Raw genomic sequence first — 22,729 nt, 5'->3', positions numbered from 1 at the left:
TTGTTCACACATATTACTTACTCATCTTGGTCATTCATATAACAGATTAAACTTCAACACACTTTATGTCAATAAAATTAACGTATTATTACCATACTCGGACGAGTGCCAGATAAACGGGTGCATGATATCGCAAATCCCGGCTGAGAGGCCAATAATGTTTGGAGACGTTGTACATATACACATTGAGATTCTCCATATATTTATATGCATCCTTTTATGGTATTGTTCAGTGATTAGACAGTCTCCCTATCCAACTAGATCAAGTTCGAAGCCTGTCGAAACCAATCCTTCACGGCATTAGCCTGGTCATGTTCCAGGAAAACCGCTCTAAAGCCGCTTCGATTCACCATAAGCTTGGCCCGAACGGATAGCAAGGACTTGCTTCGCTGTCCGGTCGTGGCAGCGGTGTTCACCGTAACGACATGGGGCCTGCGCATTAATGCCGTTCTGCGGGATATTGTCCGGTGACGAAGCGTCAGCTGCTTGCCTTGAATGCTCATCCCTTCATCCTTGAAGCATCCGTATCCCCAAACGGCACATAAGGGCACGAAGAGAAACAGCAGCGCGCCGGCCTGGCCCAGAAATACGGTTCCCGCCGTTCCCAGCACGGCCGCACCCAGCAGTTTCCAGCGCAGGAACAACCAGCGGGCTCGATCCGGAGGGCGGCTGGCAGGTGTGTGCATTTCGAATTGCGGAACGATTCGGGCAAGCAGTTCATTCACATCGCGAACCGGCAGCAGCGGATGCAGCATCATTTTTTTCTCCATCTCCGAAGTCAAGACATATATCTCCACCTCGGCATAACCAAATGGCTGTCGCAGCAGCCCCTCTTTGACCTCCACAGCCTGTACCTTACGGGGAGAAAACACATGCTTTCTCCGGTCGAGCAGACCGGAAACGATGGCAATGTTTCCGCCTTCCTGCTCCACGGTGAACCCGGCATACTTGATCGTAAACAGCACGGCTGACAAGATCCATGCCAGCAAAAACATGACGGGCACAAGTCCGAGCCACCAAATTACGGGCAGCCGTCCGGCCTGTTCAACCAGGTTGCTGTAAAAGTGATCCGGAAGCAGGTCATCTGCGAATGAATAGACCCCTGCACCGAAAACCACGACAAGCGGCAGATTCATCGTTGTCAGCGCTCCGACAAACAATCTGCCGGCTGACAGGCGCAGCAGAACCTCTCGCTTTACCGGGAATGCTGCCCCCTCCATAAGCTCCACACTCTGTCCGGGAGCTTCTCCCTCTTCGCGGCGAACATGCTCTTCGGACCATGGTGCTGCCGCAGGCGCGTCCTCTCTCTTCACCGCTTCACTTCGCTTCTGATATAACCACCGCTCGATCCGCTCGGCCTCTGTAATTGCCAGAGCGGGAAGCACGCCATCCGCCTCAACGCTGCCCCCCGGCGTCTCAATCTTGAGCTGTGCCAGCCGGAGCATCCGCTGAATCAGGGGCTGTTGCGTCTGGACGGAGTGGATGCGGCTGAAATAGATCGATTTCTCCTCCCGGACAAATAGGCCCTGGCGCAGCACAATACGATCGTCCTGCAGCGTATAACTGAATTTACGCCATTTGATCCAACCATACAGAACAAAAGGAAGCGCGATGCACACAACGGCCGCAGCATAGCTGTACCACGGAAATTTGCTCCAGTCCACGCCTTTGATGATGAGTAGAACGATAATCGGAATGATGGACTTCATTACGCTAAAAAAAGGAAAGAGGACATACATCTTATGTAAACGCTTCGGTTCATTCATCATGATCTTCCACCTTCGCCAGATGACCGATATTGCGCTTCAATTGCTCTGCCTCTGCCCGTTCCAACCCGGCAATGTGGAGCGTAGCTGCCGCCGTAACGATGCTGACTTTGGCAAGTCCATATTTTCGCAGCAGAGGACCGCTTTCCAGTTCCACCTGCTGCACACGCGTCATCGGCACAATCGTATCCGTATGCCACAACCAGCCAGAATGGATCTCCACTTCATCATCAGCGACCCGAAAACTGAAGTGCCGGTAACGTAATCCGGGCAAAATCCAGGTATACCAGATTAGTGAAATCATAAAAATCCCTGTCCCGATCCATCCCGGCCACTCCACCCAATCTCTAAACCATGCTACGATCAGATATCCGACGGCCAGTAAAATCAACAGCCCATTGACCATTAGGGCCGTCAAGGCTGTTGCTTGTTTAGCTTTCGGGTGGAGGCGCCGCCGTTCTCCGTTGTTATGCTCTGCGTAATCCATTGCGTGACTCACACTCTCCTCCAATTCAATTAAGGCTGATTGGGCAGCTTCAGATCCTTCGCCCAAGCTTGAAGCTTCTCCTTTGTCCATTCTTCGTTCTCACCCATGATCGAGTAGCGCAATCCATTCTCGGTCCAGGATATGTTCCGGATGCTCTTCATATACGAACCCTCTGTGTCACGAACCTCAACCTCGGACTCATCAGGCAGCAGCGTGTCATCACCATCTTCATCCGGCGCCTTGAATACGGTCATACTCACTTCAACCTTGTCGTTGTTGACATAATACAATGTCACTTCGTCCCTGCTGAGCTCTCCGCCGAGTGAAGTCATCTCAATCCGCGACAGCTCCAACTCCCCGTTCATATCCTGCAAAAAGGGTTGCCCCAAAGCTTGTTCGGCTTCTTCCAAACTCACTTCCGAATTCTGCGTTAGATCATTCAGATCCTTCACATCAACCTCCTTGGGGATATCAATCACGAACGTATCCTCGGAAAACTCGGGATCATATTGAATCGGGTCATAGACCATTTCTGACTTTTCATCGCCATAGGTGCTAATGACTTTGACAATCATCCACGTTTTGGGGTCTACCCAATACTCGGAGGAAATGGATAAAGTGCCTTCTTCCTTCGGCGTCAGCTTAATGTGAATGACGTCCTGTCCTTGAAGCTTTTCCTGTCCCATCATATCCACATCATGGGAATCCCGCAACCGTTCCAGCTGATCCACGAGCATCTGCTTCTGGGTCTGTTCGGGCTGTTGTCCCATGGCGGATACGTCCATCGAATACGCCGTGCCTGTCTCTTTTTCGTAAATTGTAATTTCCGTTCCGTTATTGACCGCATAGCTTACGCGGCCATTCTCCTCTGTTTCCGTGCGCTTACGTCCCGTCTCTCCGTCGACCCATTCCTTAATGTGCATGGTGTGATTCAGCTTGTCGTCCGACCATATTTTCATTTCACCTTCAGCATAATATGATGCGGGTTTCGTTTCTGCAGCGACCACCTTCTCGATCATCTCATCTCCTGACAGGCCAAGCATTTCCTTCTCTGCACAACCTCCGAGCAGTGAACCTGCAAGCAAAGCCGTACCGAGCATCATCCATCCTTTTTTCATCATCTCATTCGCCCTCTCTCATTTTATTCAAATGCGCATTACATCTCAGGCAATCGGCATGCAGCGATCGTACCGTAACCTTCAGCCGACCACATGCGCATTTCACCTCCGTGCCTGATGGCAATCCGTTTGGCTATGCTTAATCCCAGACCTGAGCTTCCTGCATACGCCTTCCCTTCCTGATTCTGATGTTGAACATAGGGTTCGAAAATACGATCCAGCTGTTCTTCAGGAATAGCAGGCCCTTCATTTTGCACCAGGATCAAGGTTGATCCCGTCCTGAACTTATCCAGCTCCAAATCCAGCGTAGGAATGATCCATTCCGGAAGCGGCTGATCTGAAGCAATGACGCCCAGACCTATTGCCCCGTTCGCTCTTGTGTGACGCAGTGCATTGTTCATCAAATTGTCTGTCAGGCGCATCAGTTGTTCGGGATGAAGCCGGTAGAGGTGATCTGTGCGGACGACCGTTTTTACGTCAATCTGTTCACGCTCGGCAAGTCCTCCATAACTACCAAGCAGCATATCGAAGAACTCTTCTCCTTCCACCTCGACCATGGCCATCTCCAATTCACCGGAACCCAGCGCCGTATACATTTCGAGTTCGCCAATCATCCGTTTCATCCGCTCCACATTTCCGAACAGCACGTCCCAGTACTCCCGTCTCTCGGGCGGTTCCAATTGCGTATCCATACGAATCGCCTCCGCATAGGCACTGATGGACATTAACGGTGTCTTCAGATCGTGAGACAGCGAAGCGACCATGAGCTCTTTCTCTTTTTGCTCCTTCTCCACTTCTGCCTGCGTCTGCCTCACTTTTTCCTGCATTGCATCAAATTGCTTGAGCAGCGTGCCCATTTCATCGCGACGTACCGGTGCGTCATCCATGGGAACCTCTCCCCGCGCAAAAGCATGCATTCTGTCCATCAGCTGTCTCATCGGTCGAAAAAGCTTTCTGGATAGCAGCCAGAGCACGGTGCCATATAACAGGATAAAGAATATAACAGCGGAGCCGACGACCCATGTCGTCCGGACCGAGATGCCTTCAAGCCACTCTCCGCGAAGCATGACGATCTCGTAAATGCCAACCAGTTCACCCTTTTCCCATACCGGCTTTTTCAGCGTAAACGTGCGATGACGAATCTGCATGTCGTACAGATCGCGATATAGTTCCGAACCCCTGACGGTATAAGCCCCGGCAGACCAGGGATCCCCACCGGATGTATACACCCTGATCCCTGACGGCAGATAGAGGTCAAAGTTCACTTGATCACTGGCGAGCCCGGAGAGCGAAGCATAGGCATCAGCAGATTGCAGGCGGTACAGCCCCGGGTCGGACAATGCCTGCTCGATGGGACCCAGCCGTCCGGACAACTCTACATATTCCGCTACGGAGCGCTGATCGTTATAGTAGTCGTACAGGGAGAATAGCGCCCAGCCTGCACCGACAGGCAGCAGCATCACGATGAGAAAAACAATCATCAGCCAGTATTTCAGCTTCATTCCGCCAAATCTCCTACAAATCGGTATCCGCTGCCCCATACGGTCTGGATCCAGCGTGGTTGATGAGGCTCATCCCCCAGCTTGGCGCGCAGGCTCTTCACATGGACGGTGACCGTACCCGAACTTCCCGCAACCGGCTGATTCCACACATGTTCATACAGCTCCGCCTTGGTGAATGCCCGGCCCGGATGAGAGGCAAGCAGCGTGAGCAAAGCCCATTCCTTATTGGTCAGTACGATATCTTCCCCATGAAGCTGCACCCGTTGATTCAACAGGTCGATCGACAACCCGTCGTTGTACTGTTGATGGGTCGAATCCGGCTTGATGCCCTGATATCTGCGATATCTGTTAAGGTGGGATTCGATGCGGGCCGTAAGTTCGGCCAGGCTGAACGGCTTGGTAATGTAATCGTCAGCGCCCAGGCCAAGACCTCTGACCTTGCTCTCTTCTTCGATGCGCGCACTCATCATGAGCAGCGGAACGTCGCTGATCAGCCGGATATTTTTGCATACCGCGAACCCGTCCATCTCCGGCAGCATCAGATCCAGCAAAACCAATTGGTAGGTCCCTTCCCTGAAATCCTCCCAGCTCTCCAGGCCGCTCGAAGCCCAAGTCACCCCATATCCCTCACGCCGAAGATGGTCCGTCAAAATGCGGGCAATTTCCGGATCATCCTCCACCAGCAAAATATTCACGTGGTCTCTCATCGCTGTTTCATCCTCCCATGACTGTATTGTAGCGAAGAACGTTCATCCCTCCGCAGAGTTTATACTTTCTTCATAAATGCGTTCTTGAATATAAGAGCAAAGGGTACGCAAAAAGAGCCCCCTGATGTCAGGACGCCCCCTCTTTTGTGGTTGACGCATGTTATCGTTATAATTCGCTCTCCAAGGACAGCGCCTTGGCCCTGATTATCGTAGCATGACTGTTTTTGTCGTGGCAAACGCTACCACAAAAAAAGCATAACTCCGAAACTCATCGTTCGGGAGTTATGCTTCCATTTCTTTTTATTGAACTAAATTGCATTCCATGCGAGTGTGCTTCGATTAACCGAAACGACCCATGATGTATTCTTGCGTCAAGCGGTTGTCCGGATTCGTGAAAATATGCTCCGTATCTCCGTGCTCAACCAGGCTGCCCAGGTAGAAGTATGCCGTAAAATCCGAAATCCGGGCTGCCTGCTGCATGTTGTGGGTAACGATGACGATGCGCAGATCTTTCTTCAGCTCCGAAATCAACTCCTCCACTTTGCCGGTGGACACCGGATCCAGCGCGGAGGCCGGCTCGTCGAGCAGCAAAATTTGCGGGTCCACGGACAATGCGCGTGCAATGCACAGACGCTGCTGCTGTCCGCCGGAAAGAGCCAGTGCCGAATCGTTCAGGCGATCTTTGACCTCATCCCACAGCGCCGCGCGGCGAAGGCTTTTCTCTACAACCTCATCCAGATCCTTCTTCTTTTTCATGCCGCGGTAACGCGGCCCAAACGCGATGTTGTTATAGATGGATTTATGGAAAGGATTGGGCTTCTGCCATACCATGCCGATTTTCTGGCGGAGCTTGATCACGTCTGTTCCCGGTTCGTTCAGGTCTTTCCCATCCATCCAGATATGCCCTTCCGTACGGGAGCCGGCAATTTCGTCGTTCATTCGGTTCAAAGACCGCAAGAACGTCGATTTGCCGCAGCCGGAAGGTCCGATGAGCGCCGTTACGCTCGATTCGGGAAATGCCAGGCTGATCTGTTTGACCGCCTGAAAATGCCCGTAATATATGCTTAACTGTTCCGTACCAAAAGGTATGGCCATGTCGGTTCCTCCTTATTTCGAAGCTGTCATGCGGCGGTAAACGACCCGGCCGATCCAACGAGCACTCAGATTGAACGCCAGTACGAGAAGGACAAGCACGGCCGATGCTCCTGCCGCCACTTCCTTGGAATCCGGCGCGATGCCTTCACTGTTAACTTTCCAGATGTGCACGGCGAGCGTTTCAGCCGGACGGAATGGATTGAGCGGCGATCTTGGACTCGCAGGATTCCAGTCCGTGAAGTCCAGGGGCGGGCTGCTCATGCCTGCCGTAAACATCAGCGCTGCCGCTTCGCCGAAAATTCGGCCCGAAGCCAGAATTGTACCCGTAATCAAACTCGGCAATGCCACAGGCAGCAAAATGGACGTGATGATCTTCCATTTGGACAGACCCAGCGCAAGCCCGGCTTCTTTTTGTTCCTTCGGCACGGCCCGGAAAGCTTGTTCCGTCGTCCGCACCATCAGCGGCAGGTTAAAGATGGCCAGTGCCATGGCTCCCGAAATCAGGGAAAAGCCCAGGCCGAACGTGTTAACGATCAGCAAGAGACCGAACAAACCGATCACGATCGACGGAAAAGAAGACAATACTTCCACAACGAGTCGAATGAAGTTGGTGATTCGACCCGGTTTGGCATATTCCGCCATATAAATACCCCCGCCCCAACCGAGCGGAATGGTGATAATCAATGTCAAAACAAGCAAAAATACCGAGTTGAACAATTGCGGGCCAATCCCGCCGCCGCCCTTCAGCAGCTGAGGCGCGCTCGTCAGGAAATGCCAATCGATTTGGCCGATTCCGCGCACCAGAATGAAGGCGAGCAGTCCGAGCAGCAGAACGACGATAAATAGCGCCAATGCCACAATAACGGCTGTGGCCACTTTGTCTACCGTTTTAGCTTTCATCTTCATACGCGGTTTCTCCTTTCAAGCAAACGAACCAGCAGGACGAAGACAAACGTCATCACCAGCAGCACGAGCGCCATGCTCCACAGAGCATTGTTGTGAACCGAACCCATCGTTGTGTTACCCATGCTCAAGGTAATTACACTGGTCAGCGTAGAAGCAGACTCTAGCAAGGATGACGGAACGTGCGGCGCATTACCGATTACCATCTGAACCGCAAGAGCTTCACCGAAAGCGCGGGCCATGCCCAAAACGACACCCGTCAGAAGCGCAGGCAGAACCGTTGGGATAATCACGCGATAGATCGTTTGCCAGCGCGTTGCCCCAAGGGCATAGGACGATTCGCGTAATCCTTTTGGCAGTGCGGATAACGCATCCGCCATGATGCTGGTTACCGTTGGCAGAATCATAACGGAAAGCACAAGACACCCTGCCGCGATTCCGATGCCGGCCCCGCCGAAGATGCTTCGCAACGCAGGAACGATGACCGTAAGACCGATAAAGCCGTATACAACGGAAGGAATGCCAGACAACAGCTCGATGGCCGGCTGCAATATCTTTTTCCCTTTGCCCGGCACGATTTCCGTCATGAACAAAGCCGCACAAAGGCTGAGCGGACTTGCAATCAGTGCCGCAAGCAGCGTCGTTGTAAACGACCCGGTAATGAACGGCAGTGCCCCGTAGGATGCAGGTTCAGTGGTCGGGCTCCATGTTTTGCCGAATAAAAACTCGCTCAGACTTACGCCATCCTTGAAGAAAGTCATCAGACCTTTGGATGCGACAAAATATACGATAGAAAACATGACAACGATCAGAAAAACGACACAGATCGACGTATATATGCGTCCCGTCCATTCTTCCCAGTAATGTTTCTCTCTCAAGGGCCGACCCGGTTTAATGCTTTTCACTGCCGTTCCCCTTTCGGTCTGTTCCATAAACTACCATCCTTCTATAATTGGTTTGGGTACAAATATTGGGAAAACATCGGAGCAAACCGCGCAAAGAGGCAGGACCATAGTCCGCCTCTCTCGCTGTATGCGTAGGTTCAAAGATTATTGAGTGACGTTGCCTGCTGCATCGCGTTTAACTTTCATGCCGGATACCGGAATGTAACCCAGCTCCTTAACGTCGTTTTGTTGAATTTCGTCGCTCAACATGTAGTCCAGGAACGCTTTCGTTGCTGCATCAGGCTCGCCTTTAGTGTACATGTGCTGGTAAGCCCACACTGGATAAGTTCCTGCTTCCACGTTTTCAACCGTCGGCTCAACGCCTTCGTATTTCAGGACTTGCAGGCTGTCATCCAGGTAAGACAGAGCCAAGTAACCAATTGCGCCTGGTGTTTCGGCTACGAGCTTTTTAACCGTACCGGAGGAATCTTCTTGGATCGAACCTTGGATGTCTTCCACTTTGGTACCCAGCGCAAAGTTTTCGAATGTTGCGCGTGTACCCGAGCTGCTTGGACGGTTAACGATCACGATCGCTTGATCCGCACCGCCAACATCTTTCCAGTTCGTGATTTTGCCGGAGAAAATGTCGATCAGCTGCTGCTTTGTCAGGTCGGTCACGCCAGCGTCTTTGTTGCTTACTGGTGCGATGGCCACAACAGCCACTTGATGGTCGATCAATTCTTTGGCTTTTGCTTCGTCTTCGAGTTTCTCTTCGGCAAATACGTCGGAGTTCCCGATTGTGGCTTGGCCTTCGGAAACTTGAGTCAAACCAGTACCGCTGCCGCCGCCTTGCACTTGAACCGTTACGTTTTTATATTCGTCAACTGCCATAAACTTCTGTCCAGCTTGCTCTACCAGTGGTTGCAAAGCAGTCGATCCGACAGCAAGGATGTTTCCGCTCACTTGCTCCGTAGCGGGTTCTCCTGTCGATCCGGAACCATTGCTTGCAGTATCATCTGTCGCAGCATTTTTGTTCGATCCGCATGCAGCAAGCACCAGTACGAACGTTAAGGTCATCAGAATAAACGGCAACTTTTTAAACATAGTTTTGTTTTCCTCCCCCAATGTAGTGATGGCGATTTGCGATTTTTTTTGTTCACCATCAACTCTGTTCTTATTGTAGTTTCGCTATGTCATCTCTAAATCAATGTTTTGTAAACGCAGTGTTAAAAATATGGGCGGTGGTTTCGAAACATCGTAAATGAATTCCCTTCTCGGAGCAGTCGCTCCGGAAACGAACGTTGCTCCAATCGCTGTTGCTTCCGAATTTTTTGATTATATGATCAATGGTTAAAATACGGCCGCAAAGGCGAACGCTCTCGCTCTCCGCATTCATTCATCCTCTACACTACTTAGCTGCTTAGTTTTTCACTAAAAATCTCCCCACGCCTGGGGATGCAAAAAAAAGGCCAGTCGTATTTGGACTGGCCTAATCATGAATGATGCAGATCTATGGAATGGAATACTTCTATTAATAGAAGTAAGCTATATGGGAAATGCAGCAGATTGCGACACATTGCTTTAACATATCGAAAAAAGCCGTCTCATGTCGAGTTCAAGACCCGTGCATGAGTACGGCTTTTCGTAAACATGTTTACATAAACGGCAGTTCCATTCGAGCCCCGCCGGCTAACCAATCAACCACAGCCATAACGCCAACCCTGCCAACGTAGCAAGTAATGTAGGAACGGTTAAAATGATGCCTGCTTTGAAATAATATCCCCAAGTAATTTTGACACCCTTGCGAGATAAGACATGCAGCCACAACAGCGTGGCGAGCGATCCGATCGGCGTCATTTTCGGTCCGAGATCCGAACCGATCACATTGGCGTAAATCATAGCCTCACGTACGATACCCTCGGCCTGCGTCCCGTGAATGGCCAACGCATTGATCAACACCGTCGGCAAATTGTTCATTACGGAAGAGAGCACCGCTGCAATCATACCCATGCCGAGCGAGGCGGCCAACACGCCGTGTTTGGCAATGGCATCAAGCCATTCGCTCAAATGGTCCGTCAGCCCGGCGTTACGCAATCCATACACGACGATGTACATGCCGATGGAAAAAATGACGATCGACCACGGCGCTTCCCGCACGACCCGTTTCAGGTTAACCGCATCACTTCGGCGAGCCAGCAAAGCGAAAACCAGAGCAACCGCCCCAACGATGGCCGATACCGGGATGGGCAGCACTTCGCTGGACGCATACGCAGCGAGCAGCAATCCGAGCATGTACCAGGATATGCGGAACATCCGCGGATCCCGGATCGCTTCCCTTGGATCACGCGCTGACGCATAATCATAGCGAGCCGGTATGCTTTTGCGATAGAACCAATACAACATGCCGGTACTGGCCCCAAGCGAAATGAAATTGGGCACCATCATGCGCGCAGCATAATCGACAAACGTAATGCCAAAATAATCGGCCGATACGATATTGACCAAATTGCTGACGATTAACGGCAGCGAAGTCGTATCCGCAATGAAGCCGCTGGCCATGACAAAGGCCAAAACCATCCGTTCATCCAATTTCAGCGCCCTTACCATCGCAAGCACAATCGGCGTTAGAATGAGAGCGGCCCCGTCATTGGCGAACAGTGCCGATACCACGGCCCCCAGCATAATGGAATAAATGAATAACTTTCTCCCGTTTCCCCTCGCAAGCTTTGCCATATGAAGGGCAGCCCATTCGAAAAATCCGGTCTCATCCAGAATGAGCGAAATGATAATAATGCCGATAAAGGCAAGCGTTGCATTCCATACAATGGATGCCACATCCACGGCATCACTCAGACTTACCACTCCGCAGAGAAGGGCGAGCAGCGCTCCTCCCGAGGCAGACCAACCGATGCCAAGCCCTCGCGGCTGCCAAATGACCAAGGCGATGGTAAGCACAAAAATAAGTATTGCAATCATCGTCATAATGTCCCCCACGCCACAAATAGCCGTATCCTAGTTAGGTAAGCATTGCCCAACGATCTATTTATACAGGGCGACAGGGGCAGATGTCCATTATTTTTTCGTAGGATTCTCGCTCTTCGGTGCATCTTCTACCATCTTGAACATGCCGAGCAGACCTTGCAGTTGTTCCGCCATACTGTTCAAATGAGCCGAGGATGACGCAATCTCCTCCACCGAAGCAAGCTGTTCCTCGGAGGAAGCCGATACGGATTCCGTATTTGCAGCCGCTTCTTGCGTAATGCCCGATATATCCTTCATAGCTTTGGCGACGTCAGCCGCTCCTGCCTCCAGCTGCTGCGTTTGCCCGGATAAGCCATCCAGCGTATGGGCTGCTTCCACCACGGCTTCGCGAATTTGCGCAAAGGACTGACCGGAAGCATTCACTGCCTCAATGCCATCTCCGACCCGATTCTGCGCTGCCTCCATCGCCTTGAGAGCTGCGTCCATATCGAGACGGATGTTGTTTACGAGCTCACCGATCTGGGCTGCAGAGCTTCCGGATTCCTCCGCCAGCTTCCTTACTTCGCCCGCCACAACGGCGAACCCACGCCCGGCATCTCCTGCTCTGGCTGCTTCGATGGAAGCATTCAGCGCCAGCAGGTTCGTTTGTTTGGAGATGGTCGCAATGACATCGACCATGCTGCCGATTTCGATGGAGCGGGTATTCAAGGATTGAACGACCTCTGCCAGCTGCTCCACCGTTTCCTGAATGCTGTTCATCTGCTGCATCGCCTGGCTTGCGGCCGCATTGCCCTCCGCAGCCGCTCCGGACGTGTTTTTCATGTTTTCCGTGATGGATTGAACATGCTCGGACATGATCCGCACTTCTTCGGCCATGCTGCCCATCTGTGTTGTTCCGTCTGCCACTCGTCTGACCTGCTGCTCAGCACCCTCCGCAAGCTCCTGGATGGCAAGCGTGGAATGCTCGATCGCTTTAGTGGTTTGTTCTGCGCTTGCCGACAATTCCTGGGAAGAAGCCGATACCTGTTCAGCCGTCTCCTGTACGCCCAATATCATCATGCGCAAGTTATCCACCATTCGTTCGAAGTACTTTGCGAGATCACCGATTTCGTCTTTGCGCGCGGTGTCCATTTTCACCGTCAAATCACCCTTGCTAACCGCTCTCGCGGTTTCCTGCAGGCGTTTAATTGGCCGCAGCAGCGCACGCGTGAACAAAATAATGAAGATCAATGCAAGCACTGTGGCCGCAAGAACTACAATGAGTGTTGCCAGGCGAATATCCTTGCTAGCATCATTGATTTCGCTTTTATACATCGTCCCGCCAATTTTCCAGCCGGTTTCCGGGTTTGTCGAAAAGACCAGATGTTTATCGTCACCATTGTGCGTGTAGTCAAAGCTGCCGTCTGCCGATGCATACAGCGGGTCCAGCTCCGTCCCTTCCACTTTGGAACCCGCCTCCACATCCGGAGATACGATGTAGTTTTTCTCGCCATCCAGAATGATGATATAACCTTCTTTTCCAATCTTCATCGATGCCAATTCCTGCAGGTTCGTCAAGTTCAGAGACAGACCGACGACGCCGGATTGATCCTTAAGCGTTCTTGAAACGAAAACCACCGCAACCCCATCCGTATTTTTGGATACGGGTGAAATCACTGTTGTCCCCTGTTTTTCCATGGCAAGCTTGTACCATTCTCTCTCACGCGGGTCGTATGCCGACCCTTGCGCGCTGCCTGTCGTCTCTTTCCCGCGAACCATGACGCCATCTTTCGTGCCCACGAAAATATTCAGCGTTTCCGGATGCAATTTCAAATATTGCTCCAGCCTGGCCGTCAGTTCAGGACTCTCGTCTTGGCCCTTGACCATTTCAACCCCAACGGTGTCGGCAAAATAGTTGATGTCGTTTTTCTTAGCGCTCACCTGGTCGTCGATCATCGAATTGGTGGTAATCACGTTTTGCCTGGCACTATCCATCAATTGCGTTTCCACAGTGCGGTCTGCAATCGTCAAGGTCATGAATCCAACGGCCTGACTGGGAAGAATCAGTACGATCAGGAACGAAAGCAATACCTTGGTACGTATGTTCCAGAACGAGCCTTTTTTCTTTTTGTTTGTTTTCTTTTTCTGTTTGGATGCTCCGACTGCAGCAGTTTGCTGCTGTCCATTTCCAAGAGAATTACCCATGAAGCCTCTCCCCCTCTTAAATATGACTTTTCTCTATTTATGTAAGTCCCTCTCCATCGACCTGCGATATCAGACCATGGCTAGAAGCCATTAAGATCGATATATGTATAGGTCTACCTATTATATCGGTTAAATCCCCTTAATTCTTTGGGCACATTCATGATATACATCAACGCGAAAAAGCCACTTCGCAATAATGAAGTGACCGGTTATTTTTAGCCAAAAAGTTGCCATTTCAAGCCGTTGTTCGTCGGTATGGCCCTTCCGGAGGACACGATGAAGGTTTGCCGAAATAGTATCCTTGAGCAAGCTCAATTCCGACAGATCGGCAATACTCGAATTCTTCGATTCGTTCAATGCCTTCGGCCAGCACCCGGCCGCCAAACCGCCGCGACATCTCGACAATATCGACGATTTTCCGCTGTCTGGTCTTGTCCATGTCGCAATGGTCGATCAAGCTGCGGTCAATCTTGACAAAATCCGGTTCCAGTCGATTCATCAGTTCGAGCGTCGAAAATCCCGCCCCCACATCATCCAGAGCTACCGAAATTCCGTGGGAACGATAGGTATCAAAAATGTATTGAAGCATGGAAACATGCTGAACCTGTTCCGTCTCCACCATTTCAAACACAAAGTCCCTCGGATCAAGTTCAAGACGTTCAATCGCATTGAACGTGTGGGTCAGGCAGGAAGCAGGGTGGTATATCGACGAGGGCAGGAAGTTGACAAAGCGTTTAACGCCGTGCGGCAAACATGCAGCGCTTGTCTCTATGGCCGTAGTACGTGCCTTGCGGTCAAGATACGATTGCAAACCAGTATACCGGGCCACCTCGAATAATTCGTAAGGATTAAATGGCTTACCATTCTCGGCGGGACGAAGCAAAAACTCAAATCCGATAATCTGTTCGGAGGCATCCACGATGGGCTGCATATGACTGCTGAATTGGTTGCCCAAAATGATGGAGACCAACTCGGCATGCCGAATCCGGGATTCCAGCATTTGTGGGCGAATCCAACCGTCCGGGTCTGCTTGCATATGCAGCGGGGTCACTTGAACCTCGACTGAAGCTTGCAGAGACAGGTCTGCCCTCTCCACTTTCCCTAACACGTTTCTAACCGCTTCCGTACTCGTATACTGCATCTGGATTAAATCGTTTGAATGCACAACCTTCATTGCCAATGCTTGAAGAGCCTCAAGCAAAACGGGGGATCTGGGACGCAGATACAAAATACCTTGTTCCTCAATCGGATGTATTGGACTGCAGCCGCTGCAATTCATGTAAGCCCCCCTTGCCGTTGTTGGAGTTCAAAATCGTCATGTTGCATCCTTTCGTCGATGCGTTCGCTACGTCGGATTGGTCCACAGAATGATATCCAAACTTTGTAAATATTATATCATGGGTCTCCTAAATTATCTCTATCGTTTTGATGACCTCGCATATGTTCATATTCGGAGCCGACGCAAAAAAGACGGGCAGTCTACGACTGCCCATCTTCATCGAATGCTTTCCCGTTTATGAAGCAGGGATGACAAGCTTTTGCCCGACTTTCAGCGCATGTACGTTCTTGATTTTGTTTGCTGTTGCAATTTTGCGCCAATCCACACCGTACTTCAAGCCGATGCGATACAGGTTGTCCCCTTTTTTCACGACATGGACCACTTTCCCGCTCGCAGGCTTCTCCGGCTCAGGCTTTGGTGTCGGCGTCGGAGCAGGTGCTGGAGCAGGTGTTGGCGTTGGGGCTGGCCCGGCTGTTTCGTTACCTGGTGTCGAAGGCGCCGCTCCTGTCAGTTTCAACCCGTATTCAGCAAAACCGTCCTCGTTAGTACCAATGAAGGACATGGCCGGGTTGGCATCAACCAATGCTTGTGCATCCGGGGAAGAAGCAAATACGACTTCAAGATCGCCAGCTGCTGCAGCCGCTGCATTTGCAGCAGGTTTGATCGGAGCAAGCGACCAGTTGCCGTCCGCCGTAGGGTTAATCGTTTTGTTCTCGCGGATGTAATCGATGATGACTTGGCGGTTCTCGTCCGGGGCAGCCAGCACGATGCGTTTGCCGTCCGGATTCGCAAGCTTGGACGAAGAGGCGCGGTAGTTGTTGGTAGCCACGATGAACTTCTGGTCAGGATCCACCGGCTTGCCGTTGAAGCTCAGGTCTTTGATCCGGCTCGCGGATGCGTTGATTACCGTTGCCTTGCTATCGTATTTTGCAGGCTGCGTCACGTCGATCTGATAGGTTACACCGTCAATCACGTCAAAGTTGTATGTCGGGAAGTCCATGTTGATCAGCTGCTGCTGTCCGCCTTTGGACGGATCGATCTGGTTGAACTGTCCTGCCGACCACTCCAACCATTCTTTCAGCTCGGCGCCGTTGATCAATACGGCATGTACCGTATTTGGATATACGTACAGATCAGCCACATTTTTGATGGCGATGGTGCCCGCAGGAATGTTGGTATAATAAGCCGGGCCTGAACGTCCACCTGCCTTGAATGGCGCTCCTGCGGACAGAACCGGAATATCCTCGTAGTCCGTTCCTTGCAGATGTTTCTCCACATACCATTTCTGAGCATTCGTTACGATCTGGATGGAAGGGTCGTCCTGCACCAGAGCAAAGTAACTGTTGATGGGAGCCGTTGTTTCGCCGACCGGGCCGCGAATATATTCAAGTGTGCCCTCATGCTCGTCATGGATGGCATCCAGAATTTTTTCGTCCGCTTCCACCAGCGGTTTTTTGTTCGCCGCATCATAAATCGGACGTGCCTCGGTTGCGGAATCTACGACTTTCCATTTGCCGTCGACTTGTTCCAGATCCAAATCGATGATCCCGAGATGGTCGCCCCAGAATCCCGGCTCAACGGATGGCACGCCATTAATGGTGCCTTTATCGAGATCCACCCCTTTTTTGCCGGCAAAATCGGCGCTCGGGAATACTTTATGGGCATGTCCGAACAGAATGGCATTAATGCCTTCCACCTGGCTCAGGTACAGCACCGAGTTCTCCATCAGATCGGTTTGGGGAATATCCTCGAATCCGGAGTGCGGAATGGCAACGATAATGTCCGCACCCTTCGCCTTCATTTCGGGAATGAATTTTTTGGCCGTAGCCACGATATCCTTGGCAATCACTTTGCCTTCGAGATTTGCGCTGTCCCACTGCATGACCTGTGGCGGCACGAACCCGATCACGCCTACCTTGATCGTATGCTCTTTGCCGTTCTCATCGGTCACCTTCTTGTCCAAAATCTGATAAGGGGTGAAATAGTTTTTGTCGTTCGTCTCGTCATCGTCGCCGTCATCAACGTATACGTTGGCATTGATATAAGGGAAATTGGCTCCCTCCAGCGTCATGTCGAGATAGTCGAGTCCATAGTTGAATTCATGGTTTCCGATGTTGCCCGCATCGTAGTCGAGCAGGTTCATCGCCTTGTATACTGGATGGGTTTCCCCTTGTTTGAGCGGATCGATTTTGGCGACGTAATCGCCAAGCGGATTGCCTTGAATCAAATCGCCGTTGTCGAACAACAGGCTGTTTTTGGCCTCGTCGCGCGCTTTTTTGATCAATGTTGCCGTTTTGGCCAATCCGTACTGGTCTGTCTCTTTATCAGAGTAGTAGTCATAGTTCGCCAAGTTGACGTGAATGTCCGTCGTCTCCATGATGCGCAGTTTGACTTTGGCCGCATCTGCAGCCGATACGGGCACCGGAAATACCGCAAGCACGTTTAATGCAACAAAAGCGGCAGTCAGGCTCGATAACACTTTTTTGTTCCTTTTCAAAATAACCCCTCCCGGTTATGTACATTGAATCAAACCTTCGTTTAATGGGCAAACGAACAGACGCCAAAAGGACAGAATTCATGGCTGTGGGATGCTTTGCTTCCTGGGGCACTGCAATTCGTGATTCAGGTCAGCTAAACTCACATGAATATCTGCTCATATCTGAAGTGCGACGTTTACATTCCAAATCATAACGCAATGCGATGCGGTTGAAAAGCATTATTTTTTACTTTATCCGCACATATCCTCGGAAGTTTACATAATCATGCGTGTTTTCGACATTATACGTCATTACTCTACCTAAAATTAGTTTACATTACACGTAAAATACGTACATTACATTTACTTCACATCGATTCATGCCCTTCCCCAAAAATGGCATAAACAACATAAAAAAGCCGCAAAGTCCGAGACCTCACGGCTGTCTTGCCTAGAAGGCATATGGTTCTGATTATTGCTCCCAGACTTGATGTTCATGATCCTTGCCTGTGTATTCGATGCGCTGCGGCGTAATATCCAGCACCACGTAATTCGGATCATCCGGTCCGTCGAACCAGGCCTTCAGCTCATCGTTCCAAATCTCCTGACGGAGCTGTTCGTTTTTGGTAACCTCGCAAGTGCCTTCGATCTCGACCACTTCTTTGGTACCGCCCGTTTCATAGCCCAGCAGCAAGCTGACATTCGGATTGTTCTCAAGCTCTTCTACCTTATGGGTACGGCGATTCGTAGCCAGATGGATGTTCAACCCATCATTAAACAGTGCCATGTATCTCGCTTTCGGTTTTCCGTTCTCCACGGTGGAAAAACTGCAATACGGATTGTTTTCCAAAGCGCCTATGATCTGCTGCTCCAATTCGTTTCGGTTCATGATCATGCTCCCTTCCGGATGGTGTATATGATGGAAATCTCACATACTTATAGTGTACCCATCTCACCGGGAGCGAATCCGCTGCAGGTTTAGTTCAAATCGCCCAAATAAATACGTGCCTGCTCAGGGCGTAGAAGCATTTCGCCGATCGTTTTCGGATACAGTCTTACCTGCGGCAAGTCCTCAAGGGGTATCCATTCTACCGCCACTTGGTGATCATCCGGATTGGAACCCGCAAATTCGCTTGCTTCCGGGTCATTCAGATGACATTTGAAATAAAATTCGACTTGATGTACGTCCTCGTCCCACTCGGCAAATTCGTGGTTTTTGCCGATGTACTCGCGAATATGCAGCAATTCCCCTACCGTCACGGCCTGGCCAATTTCCTCCAAGCATTCCCGTGCAACGGCATCCTTCAGTTCTTCTCCCTTTTCCTGCCCGCCACCGGGGAAAACATATGCCGTTCCGTATTGGTCCTCCAGTTTAATAACCAGAAGCCGCCCGTTCTGTATGATGACCGCTTTGGCCGAATTGCGTATCGGTTTCATTTCCACGTTTCCCTCCTTTGTACTTCTTGTGATCTTTGTTAGTGTTTCATGGCTGTCAAAGTGACCCCTTCGGCTTCAAGAAGATTTCGGATATCCTTGGCAAAAGCAAGAGCCTGCTGCCCGTCGCCATGGATGCAAATCGTTTGCGCTTTGATCGGCACAACCGTCCCGTCCACTGCCAGTACGCTGCCTTCAGTCACCATGCGCAGCACCTGTGCCAAAGCCTCGTCGGACCGATGAATGACCGCTCCGGGCAGCTGCCGTGATCTCAGCGTTCCGTCCGCCTCGTAGGTTCGGTCCGCGAACACCTCGCTTACGCTGCGCACGCCGATCCGGTCCGCGGCCTCGATCAACGCGCTGCCGGCCAGGCCGTACAAATACAGTTCCGGCTGCACGCGATATACCGCCTCGGCAACGGCTTCCGCCAATGTAACGTCCGCAGCGGCCATATTGTACAAAGCACCATGCGGCTTGACGTGATGCATGCGACCGCCCCGGGCGCGGACGAAAGCATCCAGCGCGCCGATCTGATAGACCATCATGTCGTACGTCTCCTGCGGCGTAACATCCATCCTCCTGCGGCCAAAACCTTGAAGATCCGGCAGACCCGGATGAGCCCCGATCGCAACCTGATGCTCCAATGCCAGCTCTACGGTGCTTCGCATCGTTGCCGGATCGCCGGCATGAAAACCGCAAGCAATGTTGGCCGAGGTAATCCAAGGCAGGATGTGTTTATCCGATTCCATCCGATAAATGCCGTAGCTTTCGCCAAGATCGCAGTTGATGTCGACTGCACTCATCGTTCATTCCCCATTTCGCTCATTTTTCGCCGTATCCACATTTCCGCTTGCCGCATGCTTTTCTCCTGATGCAGAAGCAGCTGCTGCGCTTCCTCGTGGGATACCCTTGCAAAGGCAACCCGGTTACCGGGCCTCGCCTGTGCCAACAGCGGCAGGTCTACACGAGCGATCTGGGCGATGACGGGATAACCGCCAACCGTCTGATGATCGGCCATCAGCACGATCGGCTGGCCATCCGGGGGTACCTGAACCGTGCCGTACGCGACGGCTTCGGATAAGCGATCCGCCTTCCGGGCAAGCTCCAGCGCCGCTCCTTTAAGGCGATATCCCATCCGATCCGATTCCGAGGTGACCATGTACCGATCCCGATAGAACTGATGCAAGCTTTCCTCCGTGAATTCCCCATGATCTTTGCCAGGCATAACCCGCAGAACAGGATCGGTGCGATAGCCAGGAATTTCATACTCGGAGAGGCGCCACGAAGGGGCGGCCATTCCTTCCCCCTGCTCTTTGGCGCGTTTAGCCATAACATGCAACAAGGCATGAGCTGCCCCGCTCCCCTCTCTCGTGAACAGCCTGTCGCCTGCACGCAATGGGCGTCCATCCAGACCGCCGAAGCCTGTCTTGAGATCGGTGCTGCGGCTGCCCATCGTCCGTGGGACTTCCACGCCGCCAGCAAAAGCGATGTAACCGCGCATGCCCAAGCGGCAGCTCCCGATTCGCAGCACGCTGTCCTGCCGGATCACAACCGGACGCCAGAGAGGCACCGGCTTTCCGTCTACCATGGCGGACATGTCGGCACCGCACAACGCAATGAGCCGGGTTTCCCGAAACCGGAGCTCTGGACCGCTAAGCGTCATTTCCAACACGGCAGCCTCACGCGGGTTGCCTACAAGCATGTTCGCTGTCCGGGCAGCAAAGGTATCCATCACCCCACCTGACGGAACGCCATACTTTCGATAACCGGTTCGCCCCTCATCCTGAATGATGGAGAGCATTCCTGGACGAATGACCTCGATACTCATGGACAGCCCTCCTTCAGAGAAAGGTATTCCTCAAGCGTAATCGGTTGAAAACGGACCCTGTCCCCTGCTGCAAGCAAGCTGGGCGGGGATTGATCAGGCGCAAACAAGGCAAGCGGCGTCCTGCCAATACACTGCCATCCGCCGGGCGTGGCCACGGGATAGATTCCCGTTTGACTGCCGCCGATGCCCACCGTCCCGGCCTCGACGCGAAGTCTTGGCGTCGCCCGTCTCGGTGTGGCGATCCGCTCGGACAAGCCGCCCAGGTATGGGAAACCCGGTGCAAAACCGATCATGTGCACCAAATATTCCGCCCCCGAATGGATCGAAACAACCTCATCGGCATCAAGCCCGTTCACGCTCGCGACGTGCTGCAAATCAGGACCCAGCTCCCCGCCATAACAGACGGGAATCGTCACGATTCGAGACGGCGGCGCCGCGCCTTGATTCTCCGATAAGCCCGATAACTGCTCCAACAACCAGCCGCAGATGGCCTCATAGGGCAGCATCGCCGTCCTCTCCAACAGCTGCGCTGACGCCGCAACCTTTACGGGATCAAAGAACAAGGTAACTGCATTAAAAGACGGAACAACGTCAACGATTCCCATGACATCCTGTGACTCCAGCAAGGCACACACAGACATCACCCGATGGTGGACTTCTTCGGAAATGATATCCCCGCAGCGAATCACGACGCCGGACTCGCCAAGCGGAGATAAGGTTTCCTTCGTCCATATGTACGACCGATCAGCCATGCGAGCCCTCCTTCACCCACTCCTCAACAGTTCCCATTGTCCTCTCAGTGCGACTGCATCCGTAGATTATTCGTCCTTGGACGGGACCAGGTGCGCGCTGCAATTGTACAGCTCGCATTGCCAACCTCTTTGCCCCGTCATGATTCGGGTAATCGAAGTGTTGGACAGTTTGGCGCTTACATCCAGATCGGGCACGAGACCGCGCAGCGTATTGCGTAAAATCGCTCCATGGCTAACGACCAATACCTTCCCGTCCGGATGCTCGCGCGATATTTCCTCCAACACTTCGGAGCCTCTTGCCGTCCCGGCCTCGGGTGCTTCTTTGCCCAAATCCAGGGTGCTCCAATCCGCTCCCCACTTTGCAACGCGCTCTTCCTCCGTCGTGCCTTCCACCTGTCCGCCGCCCATTTCGCGCAGCCGCGCGTCCAAATGAATCTCCTGAATGCCCAGACGCTCCGCAATGATTCGGGCCGTCTCACTGGCGCGCTTCAGGTCGCTGGCATAGATGGCATCCCAATGTTCTCCGCTAAGCCGCTCGGCGAGCAATTTCGCCTGCTCTCTTCCTTCATCGTCAAGCAGGTTGTCCGTCTGGCCCTGAGAACGTTTCTCCTTGTTCCATGCCGTGCTTCCGTGGCGAATCAATGCAAAATGTGTCATCCCTTTTCCTTCCTTTCTGTCTCCACCCGAAACGGATGGATGATCATCTTCAGATGTTATTGACGAATCACAGCCCCAAGCTATAGCTCATCCTCGGTGAAATGCCGTCGCGTCTTTGGTTTGGCGAATTTGCCGCCATTATAATCGGCAGAAGCGTTTCTAGGGATGGACAGGCTGTCCCAAGGCGTCTCCTTGATCATTTTGGCAGCATAGACTATTTGCCCGACATGATAGGGATAATGCGCGAGTTGACGGATAATGGCCTCCATGACGGTATGACCTTCATTGCGAATATATATGATGCGTTCCAAATCCTCGGCCGTAAAGGCACGAAGCGCGGACAAAAGGCACTGCCACCCTTCCTCCCATTTGTCCATCAGCTCTTCGCGCGTGGATATGTCGTTGACGAACTCGGCGTCGCGCTCGCGCCATGGCTTTTCGCCATCGGAATTCAGCACGTCTGTCCAGCGGGACAGCATGTTTCCCCATAGATGCTTCACAATGACTCCGATGCTGTTCGTATCCTCATGCCACGACTGAAAGAGCTGTTCTGTCTCCAATTGGGCCATCGCTTTTTCGCCGAGCTGTTTATAATACAAAAACTGTTTTTCCGCCGTCTCCAGAAACATTCGGTTCGTATCCACGCTCGCCGCATCCTCTCCATGTTTTCGTCAA

The 22,729-nt window shown here is 52.1% G+C and carries 20 protein-coding genes; all 20 read right to left on the bottom strand.

Annotation, left to right across the window (positions count from 1 at the left end):
• Positions 1-257: 257 nt before the first annotated feature.
• The 20 genes from MKY59_RS02380 to MKY59_RS02285 all read right to left on the bottom strand — a co-directional run bounded on the left by MKY59_RS02380 (position 258) and on the right by MKY59_RS02285 (position 22,683).
• Positions 258-1,769 carry a PH domain-containing protein gene (locus tag MKY59_RS02380; RefSeq protein WP_339275782.1) on the bottom strand — a complete coding sequence of 504 codons (1,512 nt, stop codon included), beginning with the start codon at positions 1,767-1,769 and terminating at the stop codon, positions 258-260.
• Positions 1,759-2,265, bottom strand: coding sequence for a PH domain-containing protein (locus MKY59_RS02375; RefSeq protein WP_339275780.1), 507 nt, complete (start codon positions 2,263-2,265; stop codon positions 1,759-1,761). Before MKY59_RS02375 ends, MKY59_RS02380 begins: the two co-directional genes overlap by 11 nt.
• A 17-nt stretch (positions 2,266-2,282) precedes the next feature.
• Positions 2,283-3,374: a hypothetical protein gene (locus MKY59_RS02370; RefSeq protein WP_339275779.1), complete on the bottom strand. Its 1,092-nt coding sequence runs from the start codon at positions 3,372-3,374 to the stop codon at positions 2,283-2,285.
• Between the two features lie 35 nt (positions 3,375-3,409).
• Complete coding sequence (locus MKY59_RS02365; RefSeq protein ID WP_339275778.1) at positions 3,410-4,873, bottom strand: HAMP domain-containing sensor histidine kinase; 1,464 nt, start codon at positions 4,871-4,873, stop codon at positions 3,410-3,412.
• Positions 4,870-5,580, bottom strand: coding sequence for a response regulator transcription factor (locus tag MKY59_RS02360; protein ID WP_339275777.1), 711 nt, complete (start codon positions 5,578-5,580; stop codon positions 4,870-4,872). The genes MKY59_RS02365 and MKY59_RS02360 overlap by 4 nt, the downstream gene beginning before the upstream one ends.
• A gap of 339 nt (positions 5,581-5,919) precedes the next feature.
• Complete coding sequence (pstB, locus tag MKY59_RS02355) at positions 5,920-6,675, bottom strand: phosphate ABC transporter ATP-binding protein PstB (RefSeq protein WP_236417613.1); 756 nt, start codon at positions 6,673-6,675, stop codon at positions 5,920-5,922.
• A gap of 12 nt (positions 6,676-6,687) precedes the next feature.
• Entirely contained in the window at positions 6,688-7,575 is an 888-nt protein-coding gene (gene pstA, locus MKY59_RS02350) for a phosphate ABC transporter permease PstA (protein ID WP_236417774.1), read from the bottom strand.
• A 2-nt stretch (positions 7,576-7,577) separates the two neighbouring features.
• Entirely contained in the window at positions 7,578-8,510 is a 933-nt protein-coding gene (gene pstC, locus MKY59_RS02345) for a phosphate ABC transporter permease subunit PstC (protein ID WP_236417614.1), read from the bottom strand.
• A 117-nt stretch (positions 8,511-8,627) separates the two neighbouring features.
• Positions 8,628-9,566: a phosphate ABC transporter substrate-binding protein PstS family protein gene (locus MKY59_RS02340; RefSeq protein ID WP_236417615.1), complete on the bottom strand. Its 939-nt coding sequence runs from the start codon at positions 9,564-9,566 to the stop codon at positions 8,628-8,630.
• A gap of 585 nt (positions 9,567-10,151) precedes the next feature.
• Positions 10,152-11,444, bottom strand: a complete 1,293-nt coding sequence (locus MKY59_RS02335) for an arsenic transporter (protein WP_339275774.1) — start codon at positions 11,442-11,444, stop codon at positions 10,152-10,154.
• 90 nt (positions 11,445-11,534) lie between these two features.
• On the bottom strand, positions 11,535-13,628 hold the full coding sequence (locus tag MKY59_RS02330) for a methyl-accepting chemotaxis protein (RefSeq protein WP_236417617.1): 2,094 nt from the start codon (positions 13,626-13,628) through the stop codon (positions 11,535-11,537).
• A 235-nt stretch (positions 13,629-13,863) separates the two neighbouring features.
• Complete coding sequence (locus tag MKY59_RS02325) at positions 13,864-14,907, bottom strand: EAL domain-containing protein (protein ID WP_236417619.1); 1,044 nt, start codon at positions 14,905-14,907, stop codon at positions 13,864-13,866.
• 235 nt (positions 14,908-15,142) lie between these two features.
• Entirely contained in the window at positions 15,143-17,347 is a 2,205-nt protein-coding gene (locus MKY59_RS02320) for a bifunctional 2',3'-cyclic-nucleotide 2'-phosphodiesterase/3'-nucleotidase (RefSeq protein WP_236417778.1), read from the bottom strand.
• 508 nt (positions 17,348-17,855) lie between these two features.
• The gene (locus tag MKY59_RS02315; protein ID WP_236417621.1) at positions 17,856-18,272 is read right to left on the bottom strand and encodes a pyridoxamine 5'-phosphate oxidase family protein; all 417 of its coding nucleotides are present in this window, start codon (positions 18,270-18,272) and stop codon (positions 17,856-17,858) included.
• 89 nt (positions 18,273-18,361) lie between these two features.
• On the bottom strand, positions 18,362-18,820 hold the full coding sequence (locus MKY59_RS02310; RefSeq protein ID WP_236417783.1) for an NUDIX domain-containing protein: 459 nt from the start codon (positions 18,818-18,820) through the stop codon (positions 18,362-18,364).
• Between the two features lie 38 nt (positions 18,821-18,858).
• Positions 18,859-19,620 carry a 5-oxoprolinase subunit PxpA gene (locus MKY59_RS02305; RefSeq protein ID WP_236417624.1) on the bottom strand — a complete coding sequence of 254 codons (762 nt, stop codon included), beginning with the start codon at positions 19,618-19,620 and terminating at the stop codon, positions 18,859-18,861.
• On the bottom strand, positions 19,617-20,645 hold the full coding sequence (locus MKY59_RS02300; RefSeq protein WP_236417625.1) for a biotin-dependent carboxyltransferase family protein: 1,029 nt from the start codon (positions 20,643-20,645) through the stop codon (positions 19,617-19,619). Before MKY59_RS02300 ends, MKY59_RS02305 begins: the two co-directional genes overlap by 4 nt.
• Positions 20,642-21,397, bottom strand: a complete 756-nt coding sequence (gene pxpB / locus MKY59_RS02295) for a 5-oxoprolinase subunit PxpB (RefSeq protein WP_339275772.1) — start codon at positions 21,395-21,397, stop codon at positions 20,642-20,644. Before pxpB ends, MKY59_RS02300 begins: the two co-directional genes overlap by 4 nt.
• A gap of 66 nt (positions 21,398-21,463) precedes the next feature.
• Entirely contained in the window at positions 21,464-22,054 is a 591-nt protein-coding gene (locus MKY59_RS02290; protein ID WP_236417635.1) for a histidine phosphatase family protein, read from the bottom strand.
• Between the two features lie 80 nt (positions 22,055-22,134).
• On the bottom strand, positions 22,135-22,683 hold the full coding sequence (locus tag MKY59_RS02285) for a DUF1572 family protein (protein ID WP_339278308.1): 549 nt from the start codon (positions 22,681-22,683) through the stop codon (positions 22,135-22,137).
• Positions 22,684-22,729 lie beyond the last annotated feature (46 nt).

It is taken from the genome of Paenibacillus sp. FSL W8-0426, assembly GCF_037969725.1.
GTDB classification, from domain to species: domain Bacteria; phylum Bacillota; class Bacilli; order Paenibacillales; family Paenibacillaceae; genus Paenibacillus; species Paenibacillus hubeiensis.
This window is presented reverse-complemented; position numbering and strand designations above follow the sequence as displayed.